This is a genomic window from Streptomyces sp. NPDC039423 (assembly GCF_055598725.1).
In genome coordinates this window covers 120546-132900 of record NZ_JBVKAH010000001.1, presented here as the reverse complement: position 1 = coordinate 132900, position 12355 = coordinate 120546, and the positions used below count along the sequence as shown (strand labels likewise).

Sequence of the window (12355 nt, the reverse complement as noted above, 5' to 3'; positions counted from 1 at the left end):
CGGCCCGGGACGGCCATGCGCCCGGGGCCGCCCGGGAAGGGCTTGCGGACATGACCTAGTGCCCCGACGTCGCCTTCAGGCCCACGACGGCGACGAGCAGCAGGCAGACGAAGAAGATCCGCGCGGCGGTGACCGGCTCGCCCAGCACCACCATGCCGACGACCGCCGCGCCGGCCGCGCCGATGCCGACCCAGACGCCGTAGGCGGTGCCGATCGGCAGGGTTCTGGCGGCCTGGGACAGCAGGGCCATGCTGGCCACGATGGCGGCGCCGGTGAGCAGGCTGGGCCACAGCCGGGTGAATCCGTCGGTGAACTTCATTCCGATCGACCAGCCCACCTCGAGCAGGCCGGCGACGATCAGCAGGACCCATGCCATGACGGCACCTCCGGGACGCGAAGACGTACGGACAACGGGGTGCGTCGTCTTTGCGTGACCCGGTACGGCGCGTCTCGTCGGGGGTCCCTCCATGCTGGCACAGCGCATGCACAAAGGCCTGGTGACGTCCGCCACCAGGCCTTTTCCGCACGCGCGTGTCGAACGCCGCCCTACAGGTACAGGCCGGTCGAGTCCTCCGAGCCCCCGAAACGGTCCGCCGCGACCGCGTGCAGGTCGCGTTCCCTCATCAGTACGTACGCCACGCCCCGCACCTCGACCTCGGCACGGTCCTCGGGGTCGTACAGCACCCGGTCGCCGGTCTCCACGGTCCGTACGTTCTGTCCGACCGCGACGACCTCGGCCCAGGCGAGCCGGCGGCCGACGGCGGCGGTCGCGGGGATCAGGATGCCGCCGCCCGAACGCCTCTCGCCCTCGGGCGTGTCGGTGCGGACCAGCACCCGGTCGTGCAGCATCCGGATGGGCAGCTTGTCGTGGGTGTTCTCGCTCACGCCACGAACCTACCTGCCCGGCCCCGTCCCGCACGCCGGTGGGTCACGACTCGCGTCAGCCCTTGCGCCTGCGGGCGGACAGGGCGAGCAGCCCGACCACGCCGACGGCGAGCAGCGCCACCGGTACGACCCGTTCCAGCCGGGGCGCGCCGTCCTCCGAGACGAACCGTCCCTTCACATCGGTGACGACGCGGTTGACGGTGACGAAGGCGCGTCCGGCGGTCTGGTCGACCGTCGACGCCACCCTGGCCTTCGCGTCCCCGATGATCGTCTTCGGGTGCATGCGCACGCCGATCTCGTCGAGAGTGACGGCGAGCTGCTCGCGTCGGCGGACGATGTCCGCCTCGATCTGCGCAGGGGTCCTGGCTTCCGACACCGCGCTGCCTCCGTAGGTCCGGCCGAATCCGTGGTGGACAGTCTGTCAGCTCGGGACCCGGATGACTGTCGCAGACCCCCATTAGGCTCTGAACGCGTACGAGCATCCCCTCTCCCGAGGAGCCAGAAGCCATGAGCGAGCGACTCCAGCCCGGCGACACCGCCCCCGCCTTCACCCTGCCCGACGCGGACGGCAAGGACGTGTCGCTCGCGGACTACCGCGGCCGCAAGGTCATCGTCTACTTCTACCCGGCCGCGCTGACGCCCGGCTGCACCAAGCAGGCGTGCGACTTCACCGACAACCTCGACGTGCTCGCGGCCGCCGGCTACGACGTGATCGGCGTCTCGCCGGACAAGCCGGAGAAGCTGGCGAAGTTCCGGGAGAAGGAGGACCTGCGGGTCACGCTGGTCGGCGACCCGTCGAAGGAGACGCTGGCCGCGTACGGCGCCTTCGGCGAGAAGAAGCTGTACGGCAAGACGGTCACGGGCGTCATCCGCTCGACGGTCGTCGTCGCCGAGGACGGCACGGTGGAGCGCGCGCTGTACAACGTGAAGGCGACCGGCCATGTCGCCAAGATCATCAAGGACCTGGGCATCTGATCGGGCGCCCGGTCCGCCCTTTGGGCCCGCCCGTCGTCGTGTGACCGAAGTCCCATTCCCGTCCCCCGGGACTTCGGTTTGCGAACGCTATGCCCGAGCAGGTGTCCCCCTTGGATTCTCCCCACCCGAAGTCCAGGAAAGGACCCCTGCCCATGGCGGCCACGGCCGATCCAGCGGCGGTCAGGCGCCACCGCACCCTGTTCCGCACGATCCAGCAGCGGAAGAACCCGAAGCTCCGTCGGTGCGACATCACCGTCACCGACCAGGCGGCGGTGAAGCGGGCCGTGAAGGCGGCCTCACTGGGCAACGCCATGGAGTGGTTCGACTTCGGCATCTACAGCTATCTGGCCGTCACCATCGGCCATGTCTTCTTCCCGCCCGGGAACGGCACGGCGCAGTTGCTGTCGTCCTTCGCGACCTTCGCCGTCGCCTTCCTGATCCGGCCGCTGGGCGGCATGGTGTTCGGTCCCATGGGCGACCGGATCGGCCGCAAGAAGGTCCTCGCGCTGACGATGATCCTGATGGCGGTCGGTACGTTCGCGATCGGCCTGATCCCCTCGTACGCGTCGATCGGCTTCTGGGCGCCGGTGCTGCTGATCCTGTTCCGGCTGGTCCAGGGGTTCTCCACGGGCGGTGAGTACGGCGGTGCCTCGACCTTCATCGCCGAGTACGCCCCGGACAAGCGGCGCGGTTTCTTCGGCAGCTTCCTGGAGTTCGGCACGCTGGCCGGGTACGTCGGGGCGGCGGGTCTGGTCACGGTGCTGACGGCGGTCCTGGGCGACGCGTCCATGGAGGCCTGGGGCTGGCGGATCCCGTTCCTGGTGGCCGGCCCGCTCGGGCTGGTGGGGCTGTACCTGCGGCTGAGGCTGGACGAGACCCCGGCCTTCCAGAAGCTGGAGTCGGAGAGCGCCTCGGCGTCCGAGGCGGCCGATCCGGTGGAGACCTCGGTGAAGGGCGACCTCGCCACGATCTTCCGCGACCACTGGCCGACGCTGATCCTGTGCGTGGCACTGGTGGGCGCGTACAACGTCACCGACTACATGCTGCTGTCGTACATGCCGACGTACCTCTCCGACGAGCTCGGCTACGGCGCGACGCACGGTCTGCTGATCCTGCTGGCCGTGATGGCGTTCCTGATGCTGATCATCACCCAGGTGGGCCGCCTCAGTGACCGCTTCGGGCGCAAGCCGCTGCTGATGGCGGGCATGCTGGGCTTCCTGCTGCTGTCGGCCCCGGCCTTCCTGCTGATCGGCCTCGGCGGCGTCGTCGCCATCACGGCGGGCATGCTGATGCTCGGTCTGTCGCTGGTCTGCCTGCTGGGCACCATGTCGGCGGCGCTCCCGGCGCTGTTCCCCACCCAGGTGCGCTACGGCTCCCTGTCGGTGGGCTACAACCTGTCCGCCTCCCTGTTCGGCGGCACCACCCCGCTGGTCATCACGGCCCTCATCAGCCTCACCGGCAGCACCCTGATGCCGGCGTACTACGCGATGGCGGCGGCCCTGGTCGGTGTCGTGGCGGTGGCCTGCATGAAGGAGACGGCCCGTCAGCCCCTCGCCGGTTCCCCGCCGTCGGTCTGCACCAAGGAGGAGGCGGCCGCACTCGTCCAGTCCCGCGCCCCGGAGCCGCGGTTCTGACGGTGGCGCCGAGCGGCGGCGGGCCGCCCACTACGATGGTGGCGCGCACGCGGCCGTGGTGGAACTGGCAGTCACGCTGGGTTTAGGTCCCAGTGGGGTAACACCCGTGAGGGTTCGAGTCCCTCCGGCCGCACGCACGGCGAAGGGCCGCCTCCCGGTGGGGGGCGGCCCTTCGGTGCGTCCGCGGGCCGCGGGCCCGGCCGGCGCGGGCTGCTCAGCCGACGAGTTCGCGGATCACCGGGACCAGGGCGCGGAAGGCCTGTCCGCGGTGGCTGATGGCGTTCTTCTCCTCGGCGGTCAGCTCGGCGCATGTACGGCTGTCGCCGTCGGGCTGGAGGACCGGGTCGTAGCCGAAGCCGCCGGTGCCGGCCGGAGCGCGGCGGAGGGTGCCGCCGAGGCGGCCCTCGACGACGCGCTGGGTGCCGTCGGGGAGGGCCAGGGCGGCGGCGCAGGCGAAGTGGGCGCCGCGGTGGGCGTCGTCGATGTCCGAGAGCTGGGCCAGCAGGAGCCGGAGGTTGGCCTCGTCGTCGCCGTGCCGGCCCGACCAGCGGGCCGAGAAGATGCCGGGGGCGCCGCCGAGGACGTCGACGCACAGGCCGGAGTCGTCGGCGATGGCGGGCAGGCCGGTGGCGCGGGCGAGGGTGTGGGCCTTGAGGAGGGCGTTCTCGGCGAAGGTGACGCCGGTTTCCTTGACGTCGGGGACCTCCGGGTAGGCGTCCGCGCCGACGAGTTCGTGGTGCAGTCCTGCGTCGGCGAGGATCGCGTGCAGTTCGGTGATCTTCCCGGCGTTGCGGGTGGCGAGGATCAGGCGGGTCATGTCCCCAGTATCTACGGGGTGCAGATCTTGCCGATCTCGGTGGCGGCGTCGGTGACGGGGGTGATGTCGGGGGTGGCGTCGCCGTTGTTGACGGCGGTGCGGACGCTGTCGACGCCCCTGCCGAGGTCGTCGACGGCCTTGGACAGGTCGGCGTTGTCGGTCTTGTCCTTGAGGCCGTCGAGTTCCTTGTCGATCTTGTCGAGGGACTCGTTGAGCCGGGTGGGGTCGTCGGCGGCGGACGAGACGGCACGGCCCAGTTCGTCGACGCTGGTGGCGATGGAGTCGGCGGCCTGGACGCAGTCCATGGCCTTGTCCAGCGCGCCGCAGCCGGCCGCTCCGGTGACGGCGAGGAGCGCGGTGGCGGCGGCGAGAGCGGCGGTACGGCGACGTCGCATGGAACGGGTCCTCCCCAGGGGCTGCGGACGGGCGTACGGTTCGGCCCGTACGCCCGTACCGGTAGGGACGCCGGCAGGGCGTCCGCGGTTGCTACAGGGTGATGCCGAGGGCGTCGCGCTGGAGGGCGGCGAGGTCGGCGCAGCCTCCGGTGGCGAGGTCGAGGAGCGCGTTGAGCTCCTTGCGGTCGAAGGGCTCGGCCTCGGCGGTGCCCTGGACCTCGACGAAGCGGCCGTCACCGGTGCAGACGACGTTCATGTCGGTCTCGGCGCGGACGTCCTCCTCGTAGCAGAGGTCCAGCAGGGGGGTGCCGTCGACGATGCCGACGGAGACGGCGGCGACGGTGCCGGTGAGGGGCTTGCGGCCGGCCTTGACGAGCTTCTTGCCCTGCGCCCAGGCGACGGCGTCGGCGAGGGCGACGTACGCGCCGGTGATGGCGGCGGTGCGGGTGCCGCCGTCGGCCTGGAGGACGTCGCAGTCGAGGACGATGGTGTTCTCGCCGAGGGCCTTGTAGTCGATGACGGCCCGCAGGGAGCGGCCGATGAGCCGGCTGATCTCGTGCGTGCGGCCGCCGATCCTGCCGCGCACGGACTCGCGGTCGCCGCGGGTGTTGGTGGAGCGCGGGAGCATCGAGTACTCGGCGGTGACCCATCCTTCGCCGCTGCCCTTGCGCCAGCGGGGGACGCCCTCGGTGACCGAGGCGGTGCAGAAGACCTTGGTGTCGCCGAAGGAGATGAGGACGGAGCCCTCGGCGTGCTTGCTCCATCCGCGTTCGATGGTGACCGGGCGGAGCTGTTCGGGGGTGCGGCCGTCGATTCGAGACATGGGGTCGAGCCTAGCCGCCGACGTGCGAGGGGCCCGTTCCGGTACCGGAACGGGCCCCTCACGGGTGAGCGGTCGGCTCACATCATGTCTTCGATCTCGGCGGCGATCGGGTCGGCGTCGGTGCCGATGACGACCTGGATCGCGGAGCCCATCTTGACGACGCCGTGGGCGCCGGCGGCCTTCAGCGCGGCCTCGTCGACCAGGGCGGGGTCGGCGACCTCGGTGCGCAGGCGGGTGATGCAGCCCTCGACCTCTTCGATGTTGTCGATGCCACCGAGCCCGGCGACGATCTTCTCAGCCTTGCTGGCCATGTCTTTCTCCCTGCGTCCAAGAGCCGTTTCGGAGCACTGAGCGCTGCTCGGCCCACCTAGGTCTTTCGTCACGGTAACGCACGGTTGGCCCATCTTCGCGGGCGCATTACCCGGTTGTACCGAAGGATGACGATCACCAGCGCCTACGATATCGCAACTGGTCTACACCAGTCTTCAGGAGGACGCCGATGAGCGCCGAGAGCGCGGCTGGATCGCGGTCCGCACCGAAGCCGAAACGGTGGGCCGGTGCCTTCCAGGGGCTCCAGAAGATGGGCCGCAGCCTCCAGCTCCCCATCGCCGTGCTGCCCGCGGCCGGCATCCTCAACCGGCTCGGCCAGCCGGACGTGTTCGGCGCGGACGGGCTCGGCTGGAACGACGTCGCCAGGGTGATGGCCGGCGCGGGCGGGGCCCTTCTCGACGCCGACCTGGGTCTTCCGCTGCTCTTCTGCGTGGGCGTCGCGATCGGGATGGCCAAGAAGGCGGACGGCTCCACCGCGCTCGCCGCCGTCACCGGCTTCCTGGTCTACCGGGGCGTGCTGCGCGCCTTTCCCAAGGACTGCCCGGCGGACACCACGGACGTCAACGGCGGCTGCCTGGCCTCGGACGACACCTTCGTGGCGTACACGTACCAGAACCCGGGCGTCTTCGGCGGCATCGTCATGGGCCTGCTCACGGCGTACGTCTGGCAGCGGTACCACCGGACGAAGCTGGTCGACTGGCTGGGCTTCTTCAACGGCCGCCGGCTCGTGCCGATCCTCATGTCGTTCCTCGCGATCGCGTTCGCGGTGGTGTGCCTCTTCGTGTGGCCGCCGGTCGGTGACGCCCTGGAGAGCTTCAGCGACTGGCTGGTGGGGCTGAGCTCCTGGGGCGCCGGCATCTTCGGCGTGGCCAACCGCGCGCTGCTGGTCATCGGACTGCACCAGTTCCTGAACGTGCCCGTGTGGTTCCAGTTCGGCTCGTACACCAAGCCGGACGGAACGGTGGTGCACGGCGACATCAGCATGTTCCTGGCGGGCGACCCCGACGCGGGCCAGTTCACCACCGGCTTCTTCCCGATCATGATGTTCGCGCTGCCGGCCGCCGCGCTGGCCATCACCCACTGCGCCAAGCCGCACCGGCGCAAGGAGGTCGGCGGCCTGATGCTCTCGGTGGCCCTCACCTCGTTCGTCACGGGCATCACCGAGCCGATCGAGTACTCCTTCCTCTTCATCGCCCCGCTGCTGTATGTGGTCCACGCCCTGCTGACGGGTGTGTCGATGGCCGTGACCTGGGCCTTCGGCGTGAAGGACGGCTTCAGTTTCTCGGCGGGCCTGATCGACTACGTGATCAACTGGGGGCTGGCGACCAAACCGTGGCTGATCATTCCCATCGGTCTCGCTTTCGCCGTCGTCTATTACGCGATCTTCCGTTTCGCGATCACCACGTTCGACCTGAAGACCCCGGGCCGGGAGCCCGAGGACGCGGAGACGGACGTCACCAAGCCGTAGCCACCGGACGCGCGAAGGGCCCCGGACCAGCTCTGGTCCGGGGCCCTTTCGGCGTTATCAAATCGCAAGTTCCTTATCTAACCCTCACCGTGCTACAACAGGTCTACACCAGTTAATGGTGTAGACCACGCGGCGTCGCGCCGCGTTTTCCGAGACGCCGCCGTCCCCCGTGAACCATGTCCCCGGGCGGCGCCTTGCCCACCTGGAGGAACTTGATGTCCACCGCCACCGCCCCCGCGGCGGAGAAGAAGAAGGGCGCCGGCGTGATGGCCGTCATGCAGCGCATCGGCCGCAGCCTCATGCTGCCGGTCGCCGTGCTGCCGGCCGCCGCGCTCCTGGTGCGATTCGGTCAGCCCGACATGCTGGGCCGGGAGTCCTTCCCGACCTTCATCACCAAGATCGCAGGCTACATGGCCGCCGGTGGCGGGGCCCTGCTCGACAACATGGCGCTGCTCTTCGCCGTCGGCATCGCGATCGGCTTCGCGAAGAAGTCGGACGGCTCCACCGCGCTGGCCGCGGTGGTCGGTTACCTCGTCTTCAAGAGCGTGCTGGGCACCTTCACGGACAGCAGCCTGCCGAAGAAGCAGGCCATCGTCGACGGCAAGATCGTCATGGTCGAGCAGGCGGTCGACGCCAAGGTGCTCGGCGGTGTGGTCATGGGCATCATCGTGGCGCTGCTCTACCAGCGCTTCTACCGCACCAAGCTGCCGGACTGGGCGGGCTTCTTCGGCGGCCGCCGTCTCGTCCCGATCCTGTCCGCCTTCGCGGGTCTGCTCGTCGGCATCGTGTTCGGCCTGATCTGGCCGTGGCTCGGCGCGGGTCTGCACTGGTTCGGCGAGAGCCTGGTCGGCTCCGGCGCCGTCGGTGCGGGTGTCTTCGGTGTCGCCAACCGCGCCCTGATCCCGGTCGGCATGCACCACCTGCTGAACTCCTTCCCGTGGCTCCAGGCCGGTGAGTACAACGGCAAGACCGGCGACATCGCCCGCTTCCTCGCCGGCGACCCGACCGCCGGACAGTTCATGACCGGCTTCTTCCCGATCATGATGTTCGCTCTCCCCGCGGCCTGCCTCGCGATCGTGCACTGCGCCCGCCCCGAGCGCCGCAAGGTCGTCGGCGGCATGATGTTCTCGCTCGCGCTGACCTCCTTCGTCACCGGTGTCACCGAGCCGATCGAGTTCACCTTCATGTTCATCGCCCCGGTGCTGTACGCCCTCCACGCGGTGCTGACCGGTGTCTCCATGGCACTGACCTGGGCGCTCGGCATGAAGGACGGCTTCGGCTTCTCCGCCGGCGCGATCGACTTCTTCCTCAACCTGGGCATCGCGTCCAACCCGTGGGGCCTGGCCCTGGTGGGCCTGTGCTTCGCGGCGGTCTACTACGTGGTCTTCCGCTTCGCGATCACCAAGTTCAACCTCCCGACGCCGGGCCGTGAGTCCGACGAGGAGCTCGCCGAGCTCCAGAAGGCCGAGGCCAAGTAAGCACGCCGAAGGCCCCCGGAACCACTCGGTTCCGGGGGCCTTCCGCATGCCGTCACACCTCGTAGACCGCGCCCGCGTACGCCAGCTCCGACGGGCCGTCGTAGACCGCCCGCGCGTCCGCCAGGTTGCGCTCGCCGTCCGTCCACGGCGGGATGTGCGTGAGGACCAGCCGGCCCGCCCCGGCCCGGGCGGCGTGCGCCCCCGCCTCCCTGCCGTTCAGGTGCAGTCCGGGGATGTCCTCCTTGCCGTACGTGAACGACGCCTCGCACAGGAACAGGTCGGCCCCCGCGGCGAGCGTGTCCAGCTCCTCGCAGACACCCGTGTCGCCCGAGTACACGAGGGACTTCCCGCCGTGCTCCACCCGGATCCCGTAGGCCTCCACGGGGTGGCACACCTTCTCCGTCCGCACCCGGAACGGGCCGAGGTCGAACGAGCCGGTCTTCAGCGTGTGGAAGTCGAACACCTCGCTCATCGACGTGTCGGACGGGGTGTCCGCGTACGCCGTCGTCAGGCGCTGCTCCGCGCCGTCCGGCGCGTACACGGGGATGGCGGGGCAGCGGCCGCCCTCATGGCGGTAGTAGCGCGCGACGAAGTACCCGCACATGTCGATGCAGTGATCGGCGTGCAGGTGGCTGAGGAAGATCGCGTCGAGGTCGTACAGACCGATGTGGCGCTGCAACTCGCCCAGGGCGCCGTTGCCCATGTCGAGGAGCAGCCGGAAGCCGTCGGCCTCTACGAGGTAGCTCGAACAGGCCGATTCCGCGGACGGGAACGACCCCGAGCAGCCGACGACGGTGAGCTTCATGGAGCGTGAACCTCCGAGGACGGGAGCCGGGCAGGCGCTGACAGGGGAGGTCGTGCGGTTTACCGAGCGTAAGGCGCGGCGCGCCGGGTCGCTCCTCCGCAGTGGCCCCTTGTGGTCGAACTCACCCGCGCTGTCACCGGTTCGGGCGGGTAGCGTCCGTTCCATGGACACGTCCTGGTGGCTGGCGCTCGGCGCCGTCGTGGTGCTCGCGCTGGTGGCGGCGGTGTCCGACGCGACCGGTCGGCGGCGCCGGCGTCGCCGACCGGGAGGCCGTACCCGCCCGCCGGGCCGGCCCGGCGGGCGCGGGGCGCGGCCCCGGCCGGGCGAGATCTGGTGGGCGGACGTCCCCTACGAGGACGGCCCCGGCTCCAAGGACCGCCCCTGTCTGGTGCTGACGGTACGCGGCGGTACGGCGCTGGTCGCGAAGATCACCAGCCGCTACCGGGACGACCGGCCGGGCGTGATCGCGCTGCGGCCGGGCGCGGTGGGCGACGCGCGGGGGCGGCCGAGCTTCCTGGAGACGGACGAGCTGCGGGACGTGCCGCTGGCGGGGTTCCGGCGGCGCGCGAGTGACGTGGACCCGCTGGTGTGGGACCGCGTGCGGCACCTGGCCACCTGACGGTCCCGCAACCCCGTGCCCCCACCGGGGCCGCCCCCGCGGCGGCGCCGCCCCGGTTCCGCGGCGCCCGGGGGGTCAGGCCCAGAGCTGGCCGTGGAGGGTCTCGATGGCCGCTTCCGTGGTCGGGGCCGTGTAGACGCCCGTCGACAGGTACTTCCAGCCCCCGTCCGCGACGACGAACACGATGTCCGCGCTCTCGCCCGCCTTGACCGCCTTCTTCCCGACCCCGATCGCCGCGTGCAGCGCCGCGCCCGTCGAGACGCCCGCGAAGATGCCCTCCTGCTGGAGGAGTTCCCGGGTGCGGGTGACCGCGTCGGCCGAGCCGACCGAGAAGCGGGTGGTGAGCACGGAGGCGTCGTACAGCTCGGGGACGAAGCCCTCGTCGAGGTTGCGCAGCCCGTACACGAGGTCGTCGTACCGCGGCTCGGCGGCGACGATCTTCACGTCCGGCTTGTGCTCCCGGAGGAAGCGGCCGACGCCCATCAGGGTGCCGGTGGTGCCGAGGCCCGCCACGAAGTGCGTGACGGACGGCAGGTCGGCCAGGATCTCGGGGCCCGTGGTGGCGTAGTGGGCGCCCGCGTTGTCGGGGTTGCCGTACTGGTAGAGCATCACCCAGTCGGGGTGCTCGGCGGCGAGTTCCTTCGCCACCCGTACCGCCGTGTTGGAGCCGCCCGCCGCGGGGGACGAGATGATCTCGGCGCCCCACATGGCGAGCAGGTCGCGCCGCTCCTGGGAGGTGTTCTCGGGCATCACGCACACGATGCGGTAGCCCTTGAGGCGGGCCGCCATCGCGAGCGAGATGCCCGTGTTGCCGCTGGTCGGTTCGAGGATGGTGCAGCCGGGCGTGAGCCGGCCGTCCTTCTCCGCCTGCTCGATCATGTGCAGGGCGGGGCGGTCCTTGACCGAGCCGGTCGGGTTGCGGTCCTCCAGCTTGGCCCAGATGCGCACGTCCTCCGAGGGGGACAGGCGCGGCAGGCGGACGAGCGGGGTGTTGCCGACCGCGGCGAGGGGCGAGTCGTAGCGCATCAGCGCATGCCGCCGGCCACGGCCGGGAGGATCGTGACGTTGTCGCCGTCCGACAGCTTGGTGTTGATGCCCTCGAGGAAGCGGACGTCCTCGTCGTTCAGGTAGACGTTCACGAAGCGGCGCAGCTCGCCGCCCTCGACGATGCGCTCCTGGATGCCGGCGTACCGGCTCTCGAGGTCGGCGAAGAGGTCGGCGAGGGTGTCCCCGCTGCCCTCGACGGCCTTGGCGCCACCGGTGTGGGTACGGAGGATGGTCGGGATGCGGACCTCGATGGCCATGGCGTGGGCTCCTGTCGAATGGCGTCGGATGGCGTCGGACGGCTGGTCGGGCTCTGAAGTCTGGGCGACGGCCCGGTCGGCCGGGAGGCTGGTGCGGGACGTGCTGCGTGCGCGCACGGGGACGGCCGCGCGGTGGTGCGGGTGGTACCGGTACAGCCGGGTGGTGCGCGCTCCGCGCGGCGCCGTACGGCTCAGACGGCGGGGGCGCGGCGCGGACAGATGGCGCTGGCGAGACGGCACAGATCGACGTGCAGCCGCGCCACGAGCAGCACGGTGCCCGGCGTCTGTTCGCTCACGTCGAGGGAAACCATGCGGTCATCGTATCGATTCCCGGTCCGGCATTCGGAGTGTGATATCGCATGGTGGACGTTTTGCGACCATCATGCGAGACCGGAGGTCAGTAGGCCTCGACGACCTGGACCTCTTCCTCCGTGATCTCGCCGTCCACGATGCGGTACGACCGGAACTGGAACGGTCCGGCGCCGTCCGCGTCGGCGGTCGAGACGAGCACGTAGTGGGCCTCGGGCTCGTTGGCGTAGGACACGTCCGTGCGGGACGGGTAGGCCTCGGTCGCGGTGTGCGAGTGGTAGATGACCACCGGCTCCTCGTCGCGGTCGTCCATCTCGCGGTACAGCTTGAGCAGGTCACCCGAGTCGAACTCGTAGAACGTGGGCGAGCGGGCGGCGTTGAGCATCGGGACGAAGCGCTCCGGGCGTCCGGAGCCGGCCGGGCCCGCGACGACGCCGCACGCCTCGTCCGGGTGGTCCTCGCGCGCGTGCGCGACGATCTGGTCGTACAGGGCCCGTGTGATGGTCAGCATGG

17 protein-coding genes, 1 tRNA gene and 1 riboswitch are annotated in these 12355 nt (G+C 70.5%); of the genes, 6 read left to right on the top strand and 12 right to left on the bottom strand.

From position 1 onward, the window contains the following. Positions 1-55: 55 nt before the first annotated feature. The 3 genes from ACZ7LK_RS00590 to ACZ7LK_RS00580 form a co-directional block, all read right to left on the bottom strand. Complete coding sequence (locus tag ACZ7LK_RS00590; RefSeq protein ID WP_392274470.1) at positions 56-376, bottom strand: DMT family transporter; 321 nt, start codon at positions 374-376, stop codon at positions 56-58. Between the two features lie 38 nt (positions 377-414). Next, positions 415-480: riboswitch (guanidine-III (ykkC-III) riboswitch) on the bottom strand. A gap of 66 nt (positions 481-546) precedes the next feature. Continuing rightward, positions 547-885 (bottom strand): GroES family chaperonin, encoded by a 339-nt coding sequence (locus ACZ7LK_RS00585; RefSeq protein WP_073750705.1) that lies wholly within the window; start codon positions 883-885, stop codon positions 547-549. A 55-nt stretch (positions 886-940) separates the two neighbouring features. Beyond that, positions 941-1261, bottom strand: coding sequence for a DUF3618 domain-containing protein (locus tag ACZ7LK_RS00580; protein ID WP_392274469.1), 321 nt, complete (start codon positions 1259-1261; stop codon positions 941-943). 131 nt (positions 1262-1392) lie between these two features. On the opposite strand from ACZ7LK_RS00580, the gene bcp reads away from it, so the two are divergent. From bcp to ACZ7LK_RS00565, 3 genes are all read left to right on the top strand, one after another. Further along, positions 1393-1860, top strand: a complete 468-nt coding sequence (bcp, locus tag ACZ7LK_RS00575; protein WP_392274468.1) for a thioredoxin-dependent thiol peroxidase — start codon at positions 1393-1395, stop codon at positions 1858-1860. Between the two features lie 152 nt (positions 1861-2012). Further along, entirely contained in the window at positions 2013-3494 is a 1482-nt protein-coding gene (gene proP / locus ACZ7LK_RS00570) for a glycine betaine/L-proline transporter ProP (RefSeq protein ID WP_471137719.1), read from the top strand. Between the two features lie 49 nt (positions 3495-3543). Beyond that, positions 3544-3627 (top strand) — tRNA-Leu (locus tag ACZ7LK_RS00565). 81 nt (positions 3628-3708) lie between these two features. Here ACZ7LK_RS00565 and rdgB read toward each other — a convergent pair. The 4 genes from rdgB to ACZ7LK_RS00545 all read right to left on the bottom strand — a co-directional run bounded on the left by rdgB (position 3709) and on the right by ACZ7LK_RS00545 (position 5840). Then, complete coding sequence (gene rdgB / locus ACZ7LK_RS00560; protein WP_392274466.1) at positions 3709-4311, bottom strand: RdgB/HAM1 family non-canonical purine NTP pyrophosphatase; 603 nt, start codon at positions 4309-4311, stop codon at positions 3709-3711. Positions 4312-4322: 11 nt separating this feature from the next. Beyond that, positions 4323-4706: a hypothetical protein gene (locus ACZ7LK_RS00555; RefSeq protein WP_392274465.1), complete on the bottom strand. Its 384-nt coding sequence runs from the start codon at positions 4704-4706 to the stop codon at positions 4323-4325. Positions 4707-4797: 91 nt separating this feature from the next. Further along, complete coding sequence (rph, locus tag ACZ7LK_RS00550; RefSeq protein ID WP_064072990.1) at positions 4798-5529, bottom strand: ribonuclease PH; 732 nt, start codon at positions 5527-5529, stop codon at positions 4798-4800. A 77-nt stretch (positions 5530-5606) separates the two neighbouring features. Then, positions 5607-5840: a PTS sugar transporter subunit IIB gene (locus ACZ7LK_RS00545; protein ID WP_031076305.1), complete on the bottom strand. Its 234-nt coding sequence runs from the start codon at positions 5838-5840 to the stop codon at positions 5607-5609. A gap of 188 nt (positions 5841-6028) precedes the next feature. On the opposite strand from ACZ7LK_RS00545, the gene ACZ7LK_RS00540 reads away from it, so the two are divergent. Together ACZ7LK_RS00540 and ACZ7LK_RS00535 are read left to right on the top strand one after the other, a co-directional pair. Beyond that, entirely contained in the window at positions 6029-7327 is a 1299-nt protein-coding gene (locus tag ACZ7LK_RS00540) for a PTS transporter subunit EIIC (protein ID WP_392274463.1), read from the top strand. A 215-nt stretch (positions 7328-7542) separates the two neighbouring features. After that, on the top strand, positions 7543-8805 hold the full coding sequence (locus ACZ7LK_RS00535; protein ID WP_471137715.1) for a PTS transporter subunit EIIC: 1263 nt from the start codon (positions 7543-7545) through the stop codon (positions 8803-8805). Between the two features lie 52 nt (positions 8806-8857). On the opposite strand, the gene ACZ7LK_RS00530 is transcribed toward ACZ7LK_RS00535, so the two are convergent. Further along, the gene (locus tag ACZ7LK_RS00530; RefSeq protein WP_392274461.1) at positions 8858-9610 is read right to left on the bottom strand and encodes an MBL fold metallo-hydrolase; all 753 of its coding nucleotides are present in this window, start codon (positions 9608-9610) and stop codon (positions 8858-8860) included. 163 nt (positions 9611-9773) lie between these two features. On the opposite strand from ACZ7LK_RS00530, the gene ACZ7LK_RS00525 reads away from it, so the two are divergent. Then, complete coding sequence (locus ACZ7LK_RS00525; protein WP_471137714.1) at positions 9774-10229, top strand: type II toxin-antitoxin system PemK/MazF family toxin; 456 nt, start codon at positions 9774-9776, stop codon at positions 10227-10229. 75 nt (positions 10230-10304) lie between these two features. Here the strand turns inward: ACZ7LK_RS00525 and ACZ7LK_RS00520 are convergent, their stop codons facing one another. From ACZ7LK_RS00520 to ACZ7LK_RS00505, 4 genes are all read right to left on the bottom strand, one after another. Further along, complete coding sequence (locus ACZ7LK_RS00520; RefSeq protein ID WP_392274459.1) at positions 10305-11255, bottom strand: PLP-dependent cysteine synthase family protein; 951 nt, start codon at positions 11253-11255, stop codon at positions 10305-10307. After that, positions 11255-11533 carry a MoaD family protein gene (locus tag ACZ7LK_RS00515; RefSeq protein ID WP_189554479.1) on the bottom strand — a complete coding sequence of 93 codons (279 nt, stop codon included), beginning with the start codon at positions 11531-11533 and terminating at the stop codon, positions 11255-11257. Before ACZ7LK_RS00515 ends, ACZ7LK_RS00520 begins: the two co-directional genes overlap by 1 nt. 191 nt (positions 11534-11724) lie before the next feature. Then, on the bottom strand, positions 11725-11844 hold the full coding sequence (locus tag ACZ7LK_RS00510) for a putative leader peptide (RefSeq protein WP_392274458.1): 120 nt from the start codon (positions 11842-11844) through the stop codon (positions 11725-11727). A gap of 86 nt (positions 11845-11930) precedes the next feature. Further along, positions 11931-12353, bottom strand: a complete 423-nt coding sequence (locus ACZ7LK_RS00505; protein ID WP_392274457.1) for a M67 family metallopeptidase — start codon at positions 12351-12353, stop codon at positions 11931-11933. Positions 12354-12355: the final 2 nt, after the last annotated feature.

Coding starts and splice junctions, on each gene's coding strand:
- ACZ7LK_RS00590 (WP_392274470.1), bottom strand. CDS start 376: ATGGCATGGGTCCTGCTGATCGTCGCCGGCCTGCTCGAGGTGGGCTGG.
- bcp (WP_392274468.1), top strand. CDS start 1,393: ATGAGCGAGCGACTCCAGCCCGGCGACACCGCCCCCGCCTTCACCCTG.
- proP (WP_471137719.1), top strand. CDS start 2,013: ATGGCGGCCACGGCCGATCCAGCGGCGGTCAGGCGCCACCGCACCCTG.
- rdgB (WP_392274466.1), bottom strand. CDS start 4,311: ATGACCCGCCTGATCCTCGCCACCCGCAACGCCGGGAAGATCACCGAA.
- ACZ7LK_RS00555 (WP_392274465.1), bottom strand. CDS start 4,706: ATGCGACGTCGCCGTACCGCCGCTCTCGCCGCCGCCACCGCGCTCCTC.
- rph (WP_064072990.1), bottom strand. CDS start 5,529: ATGTCTCGAATCGACGGCCGCACCCCCGAACAGCTCCGCCCGGTCACC.
- ACZ7LK_RS00545 (WP_031076305.1), bottom strand. CDS start 5,840: ATGGCCAGCAAGGCTGAGAAGATCGTCGCCGGGCTCGGTGGCATCGAC.
- ACZ7LK_RS00540 (WP_392274463.1), top strand. CDS start 6,029: ATGAGCGCCGAGAGCGCGGCTGGATCGCGGTCCGCACCGAAGCCGAAA.
- ACZ7LK_RS00535 (WP_471137715.1), top strand. CDS start 7,543: ATGTCCACCGCCACCGCCCCCGCGGCGGAGAAGAAGAAGGGCGCCGGC.
- ACZ7LK_RS00530 (WP_392274461.1), bottom strand. CDS start 9,610: ATGAAGCTCACCGTCGTCGGCTGCTCGGGGTCGTTCCCGTCCGCGGAA.
- ACZ7LK_RS00525 (WP_471137714.1), top strand. CDS start 9,774: ATGGACACGTCCTGGTGGCTGGCGCTCGGCGCCGTCGTGGTGCTCGCG.
- ACZ7LK_RS00520 (WP_392274459.1), bottom strand. CDS start 11,255: ATGCGCTACGACTCGCCCCTCGCCGCGGTCGGCAACACCCCGCTCGTC.
- ACZ7LK_RS00515 (WP_189554479.1), bottom strand. CDS start 11,533: ATGGCCATCGAGGTCCGCATCCCGACCATCCTCCGTACCCACACCGGT.
- ACZ7LK_RS00510 (WP_392274458.1), bottom strand. CDS start 11,844: ATGGTTTCCCTCGACGTGAGCGAACAGACGCCGGGCACCGTGCTGCTC.
- ACZ7LK_RS00505 (WP_392274457.1), bottom strand. CDS start 12,353: ATGCTGACCATCACACGGGCCCTGTACGACCAGATCGTCGCGCACGCG.